14 protein-coding genes and 1 pseudogene are annotated in these 15,437 nt (G+C 73.3%); 10 read left to right on the top strand and 5 right to left on the bottom strand.

What is annotated here, in order from left to right:
* Window positions 1-41: 41 nt before the first annotated feature.
* The 4 genes from crcB to DLJ58_RS04410 all read right to left on the bottom strand — a co-directional run bounded on the left by crcB (window position 42) and on the right by DLJ58_RS04410 (window position 3,126).
* Entirely contained in the window at window positions 42-404 is a 363-nt protein-coding gene (gene crcB / locus DLJ58_RS04425; protein ID WP_124853977.1) for a fluoride efflux transporter CrcB, read from the bottom strand.
* A complete protein-coding gene (locus tag DLJ58_RS04420; protein WP_124853976.1) occupies window positions 401-874 on the bottom strand; it encodes a fluoride efflux transporter FluC in 474 nt (157 codons plus the stop codon). The genes crcB and DLJ58_RS04420 overlap by 4 nt, the downstream gene beginning before the upstream one ends.
* Before the next feature lie 130 nt (window positions 875-1,004).
* Entirely contained in the window at window positions 1,005-1,763 is a 759-nt protein-coding gene (locus tag DLJ58_RS04415) for a class I SAM-dependent methyltransferase (RefSeq protein WP_124853975.1), read from the bottom strand.
* Window positions 1,764-1,905: 142 nt separating this feature from the next.
* Window positions 1,906-3,126, bottom strand: a complete 1,221-nt coding sequence (locus DLJ58_RS04410; protein ID WP_244218775.1) for an MFS transporter — start codon at window positions 3,124-3,126, stop codon at window positions 1,906-1,908.
* A 135-nt stretch (window positions 3,127-3,261) separates the two neighbouring features.
* Here DLJ58_RS04410 and DLJ58_RS04405 point away from each other — a divergent pair, with 135 nt between their 5' ends.
* The 8 genes and pseudogenes from DLJ58_RS04405 (at window position 3,262) to DLJ58_RS04375 (ending at window position 8,934) form a co-directional block, all read left to right on the top strand.
* Window positions 3,262-3,711 carry a MarR family winged helix-turn-helix transcriptional regulator gene (locus tag DLJ58_RS04405; RefSeq protein ID WP_124853974.1) on the top strand — a complete coding sequence of 150 codons (450 nt, stop codon included), beginning with the start codon at window positions 3,262-3,264 and terminating at the stop codon, window positions 3,709-3,711.
* 78 nt (window positions 3,712-3,789) lie between these two features.
* Window positions 3,790-5,097 (top strand): phenylacetate--CoA ligase PaaK, encoded by a 1,308-nt coding sequence (gene paaK, locus DLJ58_RS04400; RefSeq protein WP_124853973.1) that lies wholly within the window; start codon window positions 3,790-3,792, stop codon window positions 5,095-5,097.
* A 56-nt stretch (window positions 5,098-5,153) separates the two neighbouring features.
* Complete coding sequence (locus tag DLJ58_RS34420; RefSeq protein ID WP_244218774.1) at window positions 5,154-5,294, top strand: hypothetical protein; 141 nt, start codon at window positions 5,154-5,156, stop codon at window positions 5,292-5,294.
* A 20-nt stretch (window positions 5,295-5,314) separates the two neighbouring features.
* A pseudogene (locus DLJ58_RS34415) lies at window positions 5,315-5,545 on the top strand (aldo/keto reductase); the annotation flags it as partial.
* A 77-nt stretch (window positions 5,546-5,622) separates the two neighbouring features.
* Window positions 5,623-6,729, top strand: coding sequence for a nucleotide disphospho-sugar-binding domain-containing protein (locus DLJ58_RS04390; RefSeq protein WP_124853971.1), 1,107 nt, complete (start codon window positions 5,623-5,625; stop codon window positions 6,727-6,729).
* 55 nt (window positions 6,730-6,784) lie between these two features.
* The gene (locus DLJ58_RS04385; RefSeq protein ID WP_124853970.1) at window positions 6,785-7,351 is read left to right on the top strand and encodes a dienelactone hydrolase family protein; all 567 of its coding nucleotides are present in this window, start codon (window positions 6,785-6,787) and stop codon (window positions 7,349-7,351) included.
* A gap of 162 nt (window positions 7,352-7,513) precedes the next feature.
* Window positions 7,514-8,341, top strand: a complete 828-nt coding sequence (locus DLJ58_RS04380) for a class I SAM-dependent methyltransferase (protein ID WP_124853969.1) — start codon at window positions 7,514-7,516, stop codon at window positions 8,339-8,341.
* Window positions 8,342-8,388: 47 nt separating this feature from the next.
* Window positions 8,389-8,934, top strand: coding sequence for a YciI family protein (locus DLJ58_RS04375; protein WP_124853968.1), 546 nt, complete (start codon window positions 8,389-8,391; stop codon window positions 8,932-8,934).
* Between the two features lie 64 nt (window positions 8,935-8,998).
* Here the strand turns inward: DLJ58_RS04375 and DLJ58_RS04370 are convergent, their stop codons facing one another.
* A complete protein-coding gene (locus DLJ58_RS04370) occupies window positions 8,999-11,242 on the bottom strand; it encodes an adenylate/guanylate cyclase domain-containing protein (protein WP_124853967.1) in 2,244 nt (747 codons plus the stop codon).
* A gap of 194 nt (window positions 11,243-11,436) precedes the next feature.
* On the opposite strand from DLJ58_RS04370, the gene DLJ58_RS04365 reads away from it, so the two are divergent.
* Entirely contained in the window at window positions 11,437-14,334 is a 2,898-nt protein-coding gene (locus DLJ58_RS04365; RefSeq protein WP_124853966.1) for a helix-turn-helix transcriptional regulator, read from the top strand.
* A gap of 144 nt (window positions 14,335-14,478) precedes the next feature.
* Window positions 14,479-15,249 carry a DUF5995 family protein gene (locus DLJ58_RS04360; protein WP_124853965.1) on the top strand — a complete coding sequence of 257 codons (771 nt, stop codon included), beginning with the start codon at window positions 14,479-14,481 and terminating at the stop codon, window positions 15,247-15,249.
* Window positions 15,250-15,437: the final 188 nt, after the last annotated feature.

Below are 15,437 nucleotides of genomic sequence, written 5' to 3'. Positions count from 1 at the left end.
TTGCTGGGGATGGAGTCGGGCGCGGCGTGGCCGGTGTGCGGTCAGCCGATCAGGGTGCGGGCCAGGGCGTAGCCGGCGGTTGCCGCGGCGAGCCCGGCGGCCACGCTGCCGAGCACGTTGGCCAGCGCGAGGAGTCGATGACCGCCAGCGTTCAGCCGCAGCGTCTCGTAGCTGAAGGTGGAGTAGGTGGTCAGCGCGCCGCAGAACCCGGTGCCGAGCAACGCGCTGACCGCCGGACCGGCCGGCCACCCGACCAGGACGCCGAGCAGCAGCGACCCGGCCACGTTGACGAGCAGCGTCCCCCAGGGGAACGCCGAGCCGTGCCGGGACTGCACGGCTCGGTCGGTGAGGTAGCGCAGCGGCGCGCCGATCGCCGCGCCCAGTGCGATGAGCAGCACGGTCATCGGGCCACCCGACGCAGCAGCCCGGCGGTGACGGCGTCGCCCAAGGCGACCGCGACGAGCGCCCCGAGCACCGTCGCGGCGAGATACGCCAGCGCGGTGCCCGGGGCGCCCGCGACGATCGCCTGCTGGACGTCGACCGCGTACGTGGAGAAGGTGGTGAACCCGCCGAGCACCCCGACTCCGAGGAACGGTCGAGCCAGTGGGTGCCCACCGTCGAGGTGCCCGAGCACCGCCATCAGCACGCCGATCAGCAGGCAGCCGGCCGTGTTGATGGTGAACGTGGCCCACGGGAAGCTCGTCGGCGCGTGCGGAACGGCGTGTTGCAGGCCGGCCCGGGCGAGCGCGCCGAGCACCCCGCCGGCCGCGATCACGGCGAGAATCGTCGCGGGGCGCGCGGTCAGCTCGCGGCGGTCGGCGGGGACGCGCAGGTCGACGTCGGGATCGGTACGCGGCTCGAACGGCTCTGGCACGGCTCCTCAGCGTAGTGGGGCGACGTCGGCGTCAGCGCACTGCTGGCGAGGGCGGCGTCAGCGCCCTGCTGCGACGGCGGGCGTCAGCGGACTGCCGGCGACGGCGGCGTCAGCGTCCTGCCGGCGGGCGTCAGCGCACCGCCGCGACGACGGCGTCGGGGCCACCTCGCCAGACCGTGCCGACCTCGCTGAAGCCCGCCGCGGTGAGCGCGGCCAGGTGCCAGGAGACCGGCGGGTTCCAGTCGGGGCTGTGCCCGGTCGGGTAGATGGCGTGTCGTTGGGCGACCAGCGGGGCGAGCGCCGGGTCGGCGCCGGCCCGCTCCCACCAGTCCGACCAGGACAGCATCGAACCGGCGGCGTACCGGGCGTTGCGCCGGTCCCGGGCCCGGTCCATCAGCCGCTTGGTCAGCTCCGGCAGGGTGTCGTCGGGCATGTGGTCGGCGTTGACGAAGACGCCGCCCGGTCGCAGCACGTCGCGCAGTTCGGCGTAGAGCTGCTTCAGCCGGTCGGCCGGCAGCCAGTGCAGGGCGGTTGCGGTGAGTACGGCGTCGTACTCCTGGTGCGGGAGCGTGGAGCGCCACTCGGGGGTGCCGAGGTCGGCCGTGACGATGGTGGCCCGGTCGGCCAGCGAGGCGGCGGCGATGGCGAGCAGCGCCGGGTCGAGGTCGACCACTGTCGTCTCGGCGGCGGGGAAGCGAGCGAGGGTCCGCAGCGAGATGGTGCCGGTGCCGCCGGCCAGGTCGAGCACGCGCGGCGGTCGGCCGTCGAGGACCGCCTCGACGGTGTCGAGCATGGCGGTGAACCGGTGCTCACGGTCCGGCATGAACGCTTCCTGCTGGCGGTCCCAGCTTTCCTGCCAGGCCCACGGATCCACGATGTAAGGACTCATGGCGATCAGGCTAGTTACGGCACGAGCCGGTTGTCCAGACCTTGTTGCACATTCTTTGCAATTGCTAGAAGATGGCAGGGCGATGATCAGAGTGACGCCGGGTCGGGCACCCGCCCGGCCCGGCGTCCTCCTCCCGGCGAGGTCAGGCCGGGGCGTCGATCAGGCTCGCCTCGGCCCGAGCCGGCTCGTCGCGGCGGGCCAGGCGCAGCGCGCCGAGGAGTACGCCCAGACCGATGAGGGTGAGTGCGGCGCCGGCCCAGATCGGTGAGGTGTAGCCGAGTCCGGCAGCGATGGTCACCCCGCCGATCCACGCGCCCAATGCGTTGCCGAGGTTGAACGCGGCGATGTTCGCCCCGGACGCCAGGGTCGGCGCCTGGCGGGCGTACCGCATGATCCGCATTTGCAGCGGCGGCACGGTGGCGAAGCCGAACCCGCCCATCAGCACCAGCGCGACGATGGTCAGCACCGGGTTCGTGGCGGTCAGCGCGAAGCCGACGAGCACCACGGTGAGCACCGCCAGGACGGTGACCAGCGTGCGCGACAGTGACCTGTCCGCCGCCCGGCCGCCGAGCAGGTTGCCAGCGAAGAGTCCCACGCCGAAGAGGACGAGCAGCCACGGCACCGTGCTGGTGGCGAAGCCGCTGACCTCGGTGAGCGTGTAGGCGATGTAGGTGAACGCGCCGAACATCCCACCGAAGCCCAGGACGGTGATCACCAGGGAGAGCCAGACCTGCGGGTGGGTGAAGGCGCGCAACTCGCCGCGCAGCCCGCCGGCCGGGCGATCGGCGTTGGCGGTGGCGCCCGCTGGGATGAGCAGGGCCAGCCCGATCAGGGCGACCACCCCGATGGCGGTGATCGCCCAGAACGTCGACCGCCAGCCGAAGTGCTGCCCGAGGAAGGTGCCGAACGGCACGCCGAGCACGTTGGCGATGGTCAGGCCGGCGAACATCATGGCGATGGCGCCCGCCCGTCGAGCCGGTGCGACCAGGCCCGCGGCGACCACCGCGCCGATGCCGAAGAACGCGCCGTGACAGAGCGCGGCGACGATCCGGCCGGCCATCATCACGGCGTAGTCGCCGGCGACGGCGGAGAGCAGGTTGCCGATGATGAAGAGCACCATCAGGCCCAGCAGCACCGGTTTGCGCGGCAGCCGGGTGACCGCCGCGGTGAGGGCGACCCCGCCGACGGCCACGCTGAGCGCGTAGCCGGAGATCAGCCAGCCGGCCACCGGCTCGGTGACCGCGAAGTCGACGGCCACCTCGGGCAACAGCCCCATGATCACGAATTCGGTGAGGCCGATGCCGAAGGCGCCGATGGCCAATGCGATCAGGCCGGGTGGCAGGGACTTTGGGCGTACGGACATGGTCTTCCCATCGGGAGAGGTCAGATATGCGGCGCATGCAACTACGCGCGCCAGCAACGAAATACTTGCACGCGCTTTATATCGGCGCAAGCGTGGTAGCCTGGGGTCCGTTCGGATCACACGGAGGAGGCCGGCATGGGCATCGCCGACGACGCGGTCGAGATCCGCGCCCAGGGCTGGCGCACCCTCGCCGCCCTGCACGGGCTGATCGAGACGTCCCTGGAGCGGGCCCTACAGGCCGGCCACGACCTCTCCGTCGTCGAATACACGGTGCTCGACGCGCTCTCCCGCCAGGACGGCTGGCACATGCGGATGAGCCAGCTCGCCCGCGCCGCCGCGCTCTCCGGCAGCGCCACCACCCGGCTGGTCACCCGCCTCGAACAGCGGGGGCTGCTCACCCGCATCCTCTGCGCCGACGACCGGCGTGGCATCTACACCGAGCTCACCCCGGCCGGCTCCGAGCTGCTCGCCCAGACCCGACCGACCCACGACCGGGTGCTCACCGACGCGCTCGGCCAGGCGGCGGCCACCCCCGAGCTGGCGCCGCTGGTCGACGCCCTGCACCGGCTGCCGGCCACCCGCTGACCGCGCCGCCGGCCCGGGCGACAGCGGGCGTACGGTACCCGCAGCCCCACCGGGACCGCCGCGCCAAGGAGGCAGCCGATGCAGGACCGCACCCCTCGTCCGGAGGAGCTGGAGCCGATCGAGCGCGCCGGCATCGACGAGCTGCGCGCCCTGCAACGTGACCGACTGCGCTGGTCGTTGCGGCACGCGTACGACAACGTGCCGCACTACCGACAGGCGTTCGACGCGGCCGGGGTGCACCCCGACGACTGCCGGGATCTCGACGACCTGGCGCGCTTCCCGTTCACCGGCAAGGCGGAGCTGCGGGAGAACTACCCGTTCGGCATGTTCGCCGTACCCCGGGAGCGGGTCGCCCGCCTGCACGCCTCCTCCGGCACCACCGGTCAGCCGACCGTGGTCGGCTACACCCGCGACGACCTGCGCACCTGGGCGCGGCTGATGGCCCGCTCGATCCGCGCCTCCGGCGGACGCCCCGGCGACCGGGTGCACGTCGCGTACGGTTACGGGCTCTTCACCGGAGGCCTGGGCGCACACTACGGGGCCGAGGAGCTGGGCTGCACGGTCATCCCGGTCTCCGGGGGCATGACCGAGCGTCAGGTCATGCTGATCCGCGACTTCGAACCCGAGGTCATCATGGTCACGCCCAGCTACCTGCTGGCCATCGTCGACGAGATGCGCCGCCAGGGCATCGACCCGCGGGCCACCTCACTGCAAGTGGGCATCTTCGGCGCCGAGCCGTGGACGGAGGACATGCGCCGCGAGATCGAGCAGCAGTTGGACATCCACGCCGTCGACATCTACGGCCTCTCCGAGGTGATGGGCCCCGGCGTGGCGACCGAGTGCGTCGAGACCAAGGACGGGCTGCACCTCTGGGAGGACCACTTCTACCCGGAGATCATCGACCCGGTCACCGGGGCCGTGCTGCCCGACGGCGAGCGGGGTGAGCTGGTGTTGACCTCCCTGACCAAGGAGGCGATGCCGGTCGTGCGCTACCGCACCCGCGACCTGACCCGGCTGCTGCCGGGCACCGCCCGCCCGATGCGCCGGATCGAGAAGATCACCGGCCGCACCGACGACATGATGATCCTGCGCGGGGTGAACATCTTCCCCACCCAGATCGAGGAACTGATCCTGCGCACCCCACAGCTCTCGCCGCACTTCCAGTGTGTCCTCGATCGGCACGGCCGGCTGGACACCCTCACCGTGCGGGTGGAGCGGCGAGCCGACGTCGGCGTGGACGCCGCCGAGCGGGCCGGCGACACGCTGGTTCAGCTGGTGAAGAACACCATCGGCGTGAGCGTGGCGGTCGACGTCCTCGCCCCCGACACGGTGGAACGGTCGATGGGCAAGATGCGCCGCATCGTCGACCAGCGACCGTCCGCCTGACCGCTGCCCGACCTACCGGATCGGAAGCTGTGGGCGGCTCGCCCTACGCCCGGCTGGTGGACACCATGACGTACGGCCACCTGGGCCGCTCAGGTCTGCTGGTCAGCCGGATCGGCCTCGGCACCATGAACATCGGGTACACGGTGGACGAGGCGACCAGTTTCGCGGTCATGGACGCCGCCGTCGGCAACGCGTAGAGGCGCACCGCGGCCAGCTCGCGGCCTACGAAGGGCTGTGCCGGGAGTTGGGCGCACAGCCGGCGGCGGTGGCCGTGGCCTGGCTGCTGCGCAACCCGGTCGTCTGCACCACGATCGTCGGCGCGTCGATGATCGACGAACTGCGATCGGATCTCGACGCGTTGTCCGTGCGGCTCGACGACGAGGTCATGGAACGAGTCGACCAGATCTGGCCCGGGCCGGGAGAAGCCCCACAGTCCTACGCCTGGTGAGCCGATGGCCCGTCGGTGACGCCGAAGGGCAGCAAGCGGGCCCCGGGCGTGGCCGTGGTCGGCATAGGATCCTGCCCATGCGCGTGCTGGTGGTCTCCGCCCCGCTCGTCGGGCACGTCTTCCCGCTGGTGCCGCTCGCGGTCGCCCTCCGCGACGCCGGCCACGACGTGCTGGTGGCCACCGGCGGCGGAGCTCTGGCCGCCGCCGAGGCGGGTCTGCCGGTGCACGACGTCGCGCCGGGCTTCGAGTTCGGCCGGATCGCGCTGCGGGTCCTTCCCCGCCATCCGCTGATCGCGCGTGCGGAGCTGGCCGGCACCGCCGGCACCCGGGGCGCCGGCCTGCTGTTCGGCGCGCTCAACGACCAGCTCACCGACCCGGTGGTCGCGCTGGCCACCCGGTGGCGGCCGGATCTGGTGCTGTACGAGCCGTTCGCGGTCGCCGGTGCGGTGGCCGCCGCGCGGCTCGACGTGCCGGCCGTACGCCAGGAGAACGCCCTCTTCGACGGCCGGGACCTGGTTCGCGCCACCGTCGCCCGACTCGGCGCGGCGCTGCGCCGCCACGGCGTCACCGAGCTGCCCGCGCCGGCCGCCGCCCTCGCCGTGGCCCCACCCAGCGTTGCCACGCAGGGCGGCTGGCCGATGCGCTACACGTCCTACGTGGGCGGCGGGGAGCTGCCGGCCTGGCTGCGCGAGCCGGGTGAGCGCCCCCGCATCCTGGTCACCCGCAGCACCCTCACCGGCCCCGGCGACCGGGGGCCGATGCCCGCCGTGGTGGTCGCCGCCGCCGAGGTGGACGCCGAGATCGTGCTGGTCCGCCCCGACGAGCGGTCGGCCCGTTCGGTGCCCGGCAACGTGCGGGTGATCGACTGGATCCCGCTCGACGAGGCGTTGCCGGCGAGCGCGGCGCTGGTACACCACGGTGGTGCGGGCAGCGCCCTCGGCGCCCTCGCCGCCGGCCTGCCCCAGCTGGCCACCACGGGTGCGGGGGACCGGCGGCACAACGCCGAGCTGGTGGCCCGCCGGGGCGCCGGCCTGGCGCTGCGGCCCCGGGACATCACCGCGCGGGCGCTGACCCAGCTGCTCACCGACGAGCGCCTGCGGACCGCTGCCGCGCAGGTCAGCCGCGAGATCGCCGAGATGCCGCCACCGACGGACCTGGTCGCGCGACTGGCGGCACTGGTCTGACGCCCACCCCGCGTGGCCACCCCGGATGCACTGTCGACTGCGGCAGGATGACCGGATGCGACACGTCGTGCTGTTCCACTCCGTGTACGGGCTGCGGCCCGCCGTGCGCGCTCTCGCCGACCGGTTGCGCGCCGCCGGGCACCGGGTCAGCACCCCCGACCTGTACGGCGTCCCGGCCACCGACACCGTCGAGGAGGGCTTCGCGCTACTCGACAAGATCGGCCAGGAGGTGGTGCTGGACCGGGCCCGCGACGCGCTGCGTGACCTTCCACCGGAGACGGTGCTCGCCGGCTTCTCGATGGGTGCCGGGGTGGCCGGGGCGCTGCTGGCCGAACGCCCCGCCGCCGCCGGTCTGCTCCTGCTGCACGGCACCGGCGGCGCCCCGGACGCGGTCCGACCCGGGTTGCCGGTGCAGCTGCACCTCGCCGACCCGGATCCGTACGACGCGCCGGACGAGGTCGACGAGTGGCAGCAGGCGCTGACCGACGCCGGCGCCGACCTGACGGTCTTCCGCTATCCCGGCGTGGGTCACCTGTTCACCGACCCGGAGCTGGCCGAGTACTCCCCGGACGCCACCGCAGCGGCCTGGCCGCGCGTGCTGGCCTTCCTGGCCGCCGGCTGAACGCCCGGCTCGACCCTGGGTTACCACTCCCGGGCGGTGACGTGCCGTTGCGCCAGCTCACGGCAGGTGCGGGCGGCGGCCCGGCAGCGCGCGGGGCACCGCCGAATACGCCTCATTCGATAGCCTGACACCACCATCAAGATCCTCGAAGGGCGCCTGGCAATGACGAAGACGGCCTTCGATGAATATGAACGGTCGCGCTGGGCCGGGCGCGCCGGAGCGTACGACAGCAGTCTCGCCGCGCTCTGCGCGTACCCCGCGCCAGCGTTGTTGGACGCCGCCAACGTCGGGGCGGGCACGCGGGTGCTCGACGCCGGCACCGGCTCCGGCACGGTGGCCAGGCTGGCGTGCGCGCGCCACGCCAGCGTCGTCGCCGTCGACGCCGAACCCAGCATGGTCGAGTTGGTGCGCGACCGCGTTCCGTCCGTCGACGAAGTCCGCCTCGCGTCGCTGCCGCACCTACCGTTCGCCTCCCGGTCGTTCGACGCGGCCGTGGCGAACTTCGTGATCAATCACGTGGGCGATCCGCTGGCCGCGATCATCGAGCTGCGACGGGTCGTCCGGTCCGCTGGTCGGGTCGCGGTCACCGTGTGGCCGTACCCTCCACCCGAGGCGCAGAGCCTCTGGGGTGAGGTCTTCGACGCCGCTGGGGTCGGACGTCGCGCCGCCGCCCCGACGGTGGACGCCGACCGGGACTTCCCCCGTACCCCCGACGGGTTGGCGGGCCTGCTCGACCAGGCCGGGCTCACCGACGTGCGCTGCGACACGATCACCTGGGCGCACCGCACCGACCCGGAGGCCTGGTGGAGCGGCCCCGCCAACGGCATCAGCAAGCCAGGTCTGGTGATGGAGACCCAGCCGGCCGCCATGATCGCCCGCATTCGTGCCGCGTACGACGAGCTGACCGCCCGCTACCGTGGCTCCGACGGCCTGCTCGCGCTGCCCACCGCGGCGCTGCTGGCCTCGGCGTCCGTGCCCCTCGACGACTGACGATTAACCGTTCGACCGCGTCAGACGGGGTGTCGAGAATGCGGGGCATGGAGTTTCTCTGTTACCACAGTGACCGGCCCGGCTCGGCGGCGTTGCGCGACGAGTTGTTGCCCGAGCACTGGTCCTACATGGACCGGTACGCGGCGGGAATGATCGCCCGTGGCCCGACCTTCGTCGGCGACACGCCCACCGGCAGCGTGCACATCGTCGACGTGCCCGACCCGGCCGCCGCGCGAACCTTCGCCTTCGAGGAGCCGAACTACCAGGCCGGCGTGTACCGGGACGTGCTGCTGCGCCGGTGGCACAACATGCTGGGCCGCACCATGTGGGACTTCCCTGGCGGCCGGACCGGCGGCAACCGTTATCTGGTGCTCGGCCTCGGGGCCGGGCAGGCCGCCGACCTGGCCGTGCCGCCCGATCCGGACGAACTGATCGCGTACGGACCTCTGCTGGCCGACGACGGCGTCACCTGGCTCGGCACCGCCGCGCTGCTCCGGGCGCCGAACCCGGACGCGGCGCGCGCCATCCTGACGGCCGACCGGTATGCCGACATCGAGGTGCACAACTGGCAGTTCGGCGGGCGACCGTCCTGACCTGCCCTGCTGACCAGTCGGCGTGGGGCCGGTCCGGCTGCCGGGCATCAAGTGATCATCGGGGTCAGGCGGAGGCGGGCAGGCCGTCCAGTGGGCGGATCAACGGTGGGCGGAATATTGCCCGCACCACCCCTGGTGGAGTGCCGGCGTCTGCGAGTGTCCAGTGCCCAGCCGAACTCACTCGCGTGGGGCGGCTCGGCGCTGCGGGCCGCCCGAGGTCCCGAAATGGGTTACCGCCCGTACCGCGCGCAGGTCGGGACGCCGCTGTGGCCGGCGTCGGCGGTACGTCGCCCGCCGAGGCGACGGCTCGGAGCCGGCGTGGGCCCGCCGTACGGTTGGCGTCGGGACCCGACGCGGCGGGACGGGTGGCCATCGTCGGGATGGGGCTGCCTCGCCTCAGCGCGGTCGGGCCGGTGGCACCGCCCGGCCCTGCCGAGGCCAGTGCCGCGAAGACGGCGTCGAGGCGGCCGGTCCGAGCGCCGACGGTGTCGAGCCGCACGATCTGCGCACTCCTCGCCGCCGAACCGTTGATCGCACCAGCGGGCGGGTCGGCGTCCCGGTGCACGGTGTCGAGGTGCGGCACGCCGGCGGCCCGGCGTTGAAAGACGGCCCGCAGGGCGCGGGGCAACCGCTCGGCGGCGACCTGGCGCAGCGCCGGAGCGGCGAACGCGTACCCGTCGACGTGGTGGGGGAGCAGCAGCCCGGCGGCGACCAGCATGCGGAGTGCGGGTGCGGACCGGCCGGGCGTCCAGTCGAGTGCCCGGTCCACGGCAGCCCCGGAGATCAGACCGCCGAGGGTGCCGGCGGCCATCAGCACCGCCCGCCGCTCACCGTCGAGGTGGTCCAGCTCCGCGCCGACGGCCCGGCGTACCGCCTCGGGCAGCGGGAGCGCCGCCGGATCGGCACCGTCCACCAGCGCCGTGACATACGCCGTCGCGTGCCCTGGGCGGCCTCCCACCAGCGGCAGCAGCCGGTCGACCAGGGCCACCGGCTGCCCGGCCCGGGTGAGCAGGTGGCGCAGCAGCCGTCCGGACTGCACCGTGGCCAGTGGTCCGATCGTCATCTGGCGGGCCGGACCGGGCCGGGTGTCGGCCCACTGCGGCTGGTGCACGGTGAGCAGGGCCAGCGGCAGCCCGCGCTCCGTCGCCGCGCCGAACAGCGCGTGCAGGAAGCGGCTCACCGCGGGCGCGGCCCGGTCCAGGTCGTCGACTGCCACTATCAGCGGCCGGTGGGCGGCCAGCCGCAGCAGGACCTCGCGGCAGATCGCCGCGCCGGCGAGGGCGGCGGCCGAGCCGTCCGGGGTGGTCAGCATCCGCTGGAGCGCCGGAACCGCGGTGGCCACCCGGGTCGGCGGGAACAGCGGCGACAGGGCGGCGACGAGCCGGTCGTGGACCGCCGCCGGGCCGTCGCTGTGCCGGATCCCGGCGAGGCCGCGGAGCAGGTGCGCGACCGGCGCCAACACCTGATCGGGGTACGGCTGACAGGTCGCCACGCACCAGCGGACCGACAATCCGTCCACCGTGGTCAGCCCACGGGTCAGCTCGTGCAACAGCCGGCTGCGGCCACTGCCGGTGGGGCCGACCAGTGAGATCCAGCGTGGCGTCCGGCTTCGGATGGCCGCGCCCAACTGGTCGCGGATGGTGGCCAGTTCGCGGCGTCGACCGATCAACGGGCCGTCGTGCCGGTCGGCGCCGGGGCGTACCGGACCGACGGCGTGCCAGACCGGCACCGGCGGCACCCGGCCGGCGACCGGCACCGGCGTCAGCTGACGTTGGGTGATCAGTCCGGCGGTGGCGCGCGCTGTGGCCGCGCAGAGCGCGACGGCACCGGGTGCGGCGTACTCCTGCAGGCGGGCCGCGGTGGTGATCACCGCGCCGCTTGCCACGCCGTGCCCCCCGGTGACGACGTCGCCCAGGTCGACCACGACCTCGCCGGTGGCGACACCGACCCGGACGCGCAGCCTGATGCCGTCGACCATGGGCCGTCGGTCGAGCGCGGCCTGGATCTCGAGCCCGGCGCGCACCGCCCGGTACGCGTCGAAGCCGTCGGAGTGCCGTGCGCCGAAGAGCGCCATCACGGCGTCGCCGATGTACTTCTCCACCACCCCGTGCCAGCGGTGCAGCACACCTGCGACGGTGTCGAAGTAGGCCCGCTGCAACGCTCGGACGTCCTCGGGGTCGAGCCGGTCCACCAGGGCCGTGGAGCCGACGATGTCCGCGAAGAGGACGGTGACGACGCGCCTCTCCTGGGGTACCGGCCAGAGCGGGGTGACGGTCCGTTGCGTGTCGACGGTGATGCTGGTGGTCATGGGTGTCGCACCGGCCTCTCTCCCCGCTGTTGCCTGATCACCTCCGGAGATTGGCATTCCTGGGCCGACGGGGGATCTGCCGAACGACGTATGTCGGCCACCTGCAACCTTTAGTCGCAAAGTCGACGCGAGGAGTACCACAAGCGGTGGGCGGACGTAGAACGGTACGGGGCCCTGTGATTAGGCTGCGTGGCATGGCCAGCGATGTGGACACCGCACCGCTCGTGGGCCGGGCCGAGCTGGTGCAGACGGTTCGGTCCGCGTTGCTCGGTGACGCCGCGCACGGGCAGACCGCTGCGGTCTTCCTGACCGGCGAGAGCGGTGTGGGAAAGACCCGGCTGTTGGGCGAGATCGGCGACCGCCTACGGGAGCGGGGCGCCGTGGTGCTCACCGGCAGCTGCCTGGACATCGGTGACGCCTCCCCGCTGCACCCGCTGTTGCAGGCGCTGCGCCGGTTCGACACCGAGGTGTCCACCTCGCCCGCCCGCACCTCCTCGGCGGTGCGGGGGCTGCTGCAGATGTTCGCCGACGAGACCGCCGGCCCGGACGGCGCGGGCGCGTTGCTGGAGCGCGTCTCCCGTGGCCTGCACCTGATCGCCGAGGGTCGCCCCCTGGTGCTGATCCTCGACGACCTCCAGTGGGTCGACCGCAGCACCCGGCAGCTCCTGCTCTACCTCCTCGCCGGCCTGGGTGATCTCCAGCTGTCGGTGCTGGCGGCGGTGCGTGCCGAGTCGTTGCAGGGCGCGCACCCGTTGCGCCGGGTGCTCACCGAGCTGCGTCGACTCCGCACGGTGCGGGTGCTCGACCTGGCGCCGCTGGGCCGGGCCGACACCGAGACGCTCGCCGCCGCGGTGGTCGGCCGGACGCTGACCGCCGACGCGGCCGAGCAGGTCTGGCAGCGCAGCGGCGGCAACCCGTTCGTCATCGAGGAGCTTGCCCGGGATCTGCGCGACGGCCGCGACGGCCTGTCCGAGACGCTGCGGGAGATCTTCCTCGACCGGGTCGACGCGCTGCCCCAGCACGCGCACGCCGTGGTGCACGCGGTGGCCGCCGGGGTCGAGCCGGTACAGCACTGGCTGCTGGCCGAGGTGCTCCGAATGCCGGAGGACGAGCTGATCGCCGCGGCCCGGGCCGCGGTGGCGCACCGGCTGCTGGTCGGCGCCGACGAGGGCTACCGGCTGCGGCACCGCCTCGTGGCCGAGGTGCTGGCGCACGAGCTGCTGCCGGCCGAGCGTTCCGGGTTGCACCGCCGCTACGCCGAGGCGCTGACCACCGCGCCGGGTGAGCTGCACCAGGCCCGGCTGGCGCACCACTGGCGGCTGGCCGGCGAACCGGCGCGCGCCCTGCCGGCGGCGGTGGCCGCCGCCCAGGAGGCCGAGCGGCTGCACGGTTACGCCGAGGCGCACCGGCACTGGTCGGCGGCGTTGCAGTTGGCCGCCGAGCCGGGCCCGCTGACGGTGGACCGGGTCGAGTTGCTCGAGAACGCCGCCGAGGCGGCGCACCACTGTGGGGAGCACGCCCGCGCGTTGGCCCTGCTGGAGGAGTTGGCCACGCTGCGGGGTGGCGAGCCGAGCTGCGCACTGTACATCCGCCGGGCCCGCTACCTGGCCGCCGCCGGTCGCTCCGCGCTGGCCGAGGAGGAATACCAGCGGGCGCTGAAGGCGGCGGACTGCTCCCCTCGGGACCGGGCCAGCGCGGCTGCCCGCCTGGCCGAGCTGCTGCTGCACCTGGGTCGCTACGCCGACGCCGGTGAGCGGGCCCGCGAGGCGTTGGCGTTGGCCGAGAACGTGGCGGGCTCGGCCACCGAGGTGGTGCTGGCCAGCTCGGCGTTGGGCTTCAGCGACGCCTGTCTGGAAGACCCGGACGCCGGTCTGGCGGTCATGCGCGACGCTCTCGAGACCGCCGAGCGTGCCGGTCAGCCCGAGGACGTGGCCTGCGCGTACCTGCACCTGGCGGAGCTGCTGACCGGGCCGCTGAACGTCCTCGAAGAGGGCGTGGTGGTGGCCCGGCGGGGCGCCGAACGGGTGGCCGAGCTGGGGCTGGGCCGCACCTGGGGCACCCGGCTGTTGGCCATCGCCATCAACGGACTGTTCCGGGTGGGCCAATGGGCCGAGGCGGAGAAGGTGGTGGCCATCGCCCTGCGGCACCGGCCGTCCGGTGCGGACGCCGTGGAGCTGCTGTTGGCCCGGTGCCGGCTGTCGGTGGGCTACGGCGACATCGAGGCCGCCGGCCGGGACCTCGACGCGGTGGCGACCCTGCTCGCCGGCGGCGGGGCGCGACACGTCATTCCGCTGCTCACCCTGCGTTCCGGGCTGGCCATGTGGGAGGGCCGGCACGACGTGGCCCGCCAGGCGGTGCAGCGCGGCCTCACCGAGAGCCGTTCCGACGACGTGATGATCCTCTCCGCGCTGGTCTGGCACGGCCTGCGCGCCGAGGCTGAGGCGCACGCCAGCCGCACCGTGGAGGTGGACCCGACGGCGGTGCGCCGGCTACGGGACGTGGCCGAGCGGGTGGCCCGCAAGAGCGCCGGGGCCGCCCGGCCGGTGCGCTCGGTGGTGGAGGGCTTCCTGGCGCTGTGCGCCGCCGAGGTGAGCCGCCTCGACGGCAGCGATCCGGAGCTGTGGGCCGCGTCGGCGGCCGAGTGGGATCGACGCAATCACCCCTATCCGGCGGCCTACTCGCGGCTGCGGCAGGCCGAGGCGCTGCTGGCTCGGCGCAGCCGGGTGGCCACCGCCGGCAAGCTCCTGCGGGAGGCGTACCGAGTGGCACACGGGTTGGGCGCGGTGCCGCTGACCTCGGAGATCCGCGAGCTGGCCGGGCGGGCCCGGGTGTCGCTCGACGAGCGCGACAGCACCACCGGCACGCGCGGCGTCCCGGTCGAGGCGTCCGACGACGAGTTGGCGGCGCTCACCGCCCGGGAGCGGGAAGTGCTCGCCCTGGTCGCCGAGGGGTTGACCAACAGGGAGATCGGGCAGCGGCTGTTCATCAGCGAGCGGACCATCGGGGTGCACGTGTCGCACATCTTCGACAAGCTCCAGGTCCGTACCCGCGTGCAGGCCAGCGCGATCCAGTTGCGCAACCAACGAGGCTGACCGACCCGACCACTTCATACGTATCCCGGCGCGTGTGCGCGCCGGGATACGTCGTTTTACTGATCCGGTGGCCCGGTGTCGGCTGAGAGGCTGGGCCGCGTCGACGACGGCACGGGGGATGCCGCCGACCACAATGGAGGAGAAATGATCGAACCGGTCTGGGGGCCCGTGCACCGGGACATCGTCGACTTGCTCGCCGATCATCCCGCGGACGTGCCGGCCGTGGTCGATCATCTGACCAAGCTCCAGGACCTGCTGGTCCGGTTGCCACCGTTGGAGGCCAGTTGCCCCCTCGCTGACTTCAACAAGCTCTACCTGACCATCACCAGCAGTGTGCTGGACGGGCTGTACGACGACCGCTTCATCGATCCCGCCTTCCTCTCCCGGCTCGACGTCGAGTTCGCCGCCCGGTACTTCGACGCCATGCGGCTGTGGACCGACTCCAGCCCCGGCACCCCGAAGGCGTGGTCGTGCCTCTTCGAGCGGATGCGGGGGCCGGATGCCCGTCCGCTGCCGTCGGCGGCGGCCGGGGTGAACGCGCACATCAACTTCGACCTGCCGTTCGCCCTGGTGACCACGTTCGACCACCTGGAGTCGGAGCCGGTCGACGGCAGCGACCAGCACCACGACTACCTCGAGATCAACAACATCTTCGCGGACAAGATCCCCGGCCTGCGCCGGGGCTACCTGGAGCGGTGGCAGCTGCTCATCGACATGCTCAACGGCGACATCGACGACTGGTACCAGGGGGAACTGGTCGAGTACACCCGCGATGTCGCCTGGCGTAACGCGCAGAAGATCTGGCGGTGCCGGCACGATCCGGACGCCCGCGAGTGTGAGCGCACACGGTTGGACGACAACGCCGCAGCGCTCGGCCGGTTGCTGCTCTCGCCCCTCGGGGCGTTCCTGCAGTAGCCGGGACGGGGGGCCCCCGCGCTCCGCCCCGTGGGGGGCGGCGGAGCGCGGGGGCGCGTCCCACCAGTTCCACCCCGCGTTGCCGCCCGAGGTCGGGTCGGTCACGCAGGGGACAGCCGGTCGGCCCGGGGGGTGTCGACCGTCTGCCACCGTCGGCCGGCCCGGGGGGTGCCGGCCGACGGTGGGGG

The sequence above is a fragment of the Micromonospora arida genome, assembly GCF_003857035.1.
GTDB classification, from domain to species: Bacteria; Actinomycetota; Actinomycetes; order Mycobacteriales; family Micromonosporaceae; genus Micromonospora; species Micromonospora arida.
This window is presented reverse-complemented; position numbering and strand designations above follow the sequence as displayed.

Excerpts from the sequence above, each read along its gene's own strand:
- crcB (WP_124853977.1), bottom strand. The coding sequence starts at position 404 with ATGACCGTGCTGCTCATCGCACTGGGCGCGGCGATCGGCGCGCCGCTG.
- DLJ58_RS04415 (WP_124853975.1), bottom strand. The coding sequence starts at position 1,763 with ATGAGTCCTTACATCGTGGATCCGTGGGCCTGGCAGGAAAGCTGGGAC.
- DLJ58_RS04410 (WP_244218775.1), bottom strand. The coding sequence starts at position 3,126 with ATGTCCGTACGCCCAAAGTCCCTGCCACCCGGCCTGATCGCATTGGCC.
- DLJ58_RS04405 (WP_124853974.1), top strand. The coding sequence starts at position 3,262 with ATGGGCATCGCCGACGACGCGGTCGAGATCCGCGCCCAGGGCTGGCGC.
- paaK (WP_124853973.1), top strand. The coding sequence starts at position 3,790 with ATGCAGGACCGCACCCCTCGTCCGGAGGAGCTGGAGCCGATCGAGCGC.
- DLJ58_RS04390 (WP_124853971.1), top strand. The coding sequence starts at position 5,623 with ATGCGCGTGCTGGTGGTCTCCGCCCCGCTCGTCGGGCACGTCTTCCCG.
- DLJ58_RS04385 (WP_124853970.1), top strand. The coding sequence starts at position 6,785 with ATGCGACACGTCGTGCTGTTCCACTCCGTGTACGGGCTGCGGCCCGCC.
- DLJ58_RS04380 (WP_124853969.1), top strand. The coding sequence starts at position 7,514 with ATGACGAAGACGGCCTTCGATGAATATGAACGGTCGCGCTGGGCCGGG.
- DLJ58_RS04375 (WP_124853968.1), top strand. The coding sequence starts at position 8,389 with ATGGAGTTTCTCTGTTACCACAGTGACCGGCCCGGCTCGGCGGCGTTG.
- DLJ58_RS04370 (WP_124853967.1), bottom strand. The coding sequence starts at position 11,242 with ATGACCACCAGCATCACCGTCGACACGCAACGGACCGTCACCCCGCTC.
- DLJ58_RS04365 (WP_124853966.1), top strand. The coding sequence starts at position 11,437 with ATGGCCAGCGATGTGGACACCGCACCGCTCGTGGGCCGGGCCGAGCTG.
- DLJ58_RS04360 (WP_124853965.1), top strand. The coding sequence starts at position 14,479 with ATGATCGAACCGGTCTGGGGGCCCGTGCACCGGGACATCGTCGACTTG.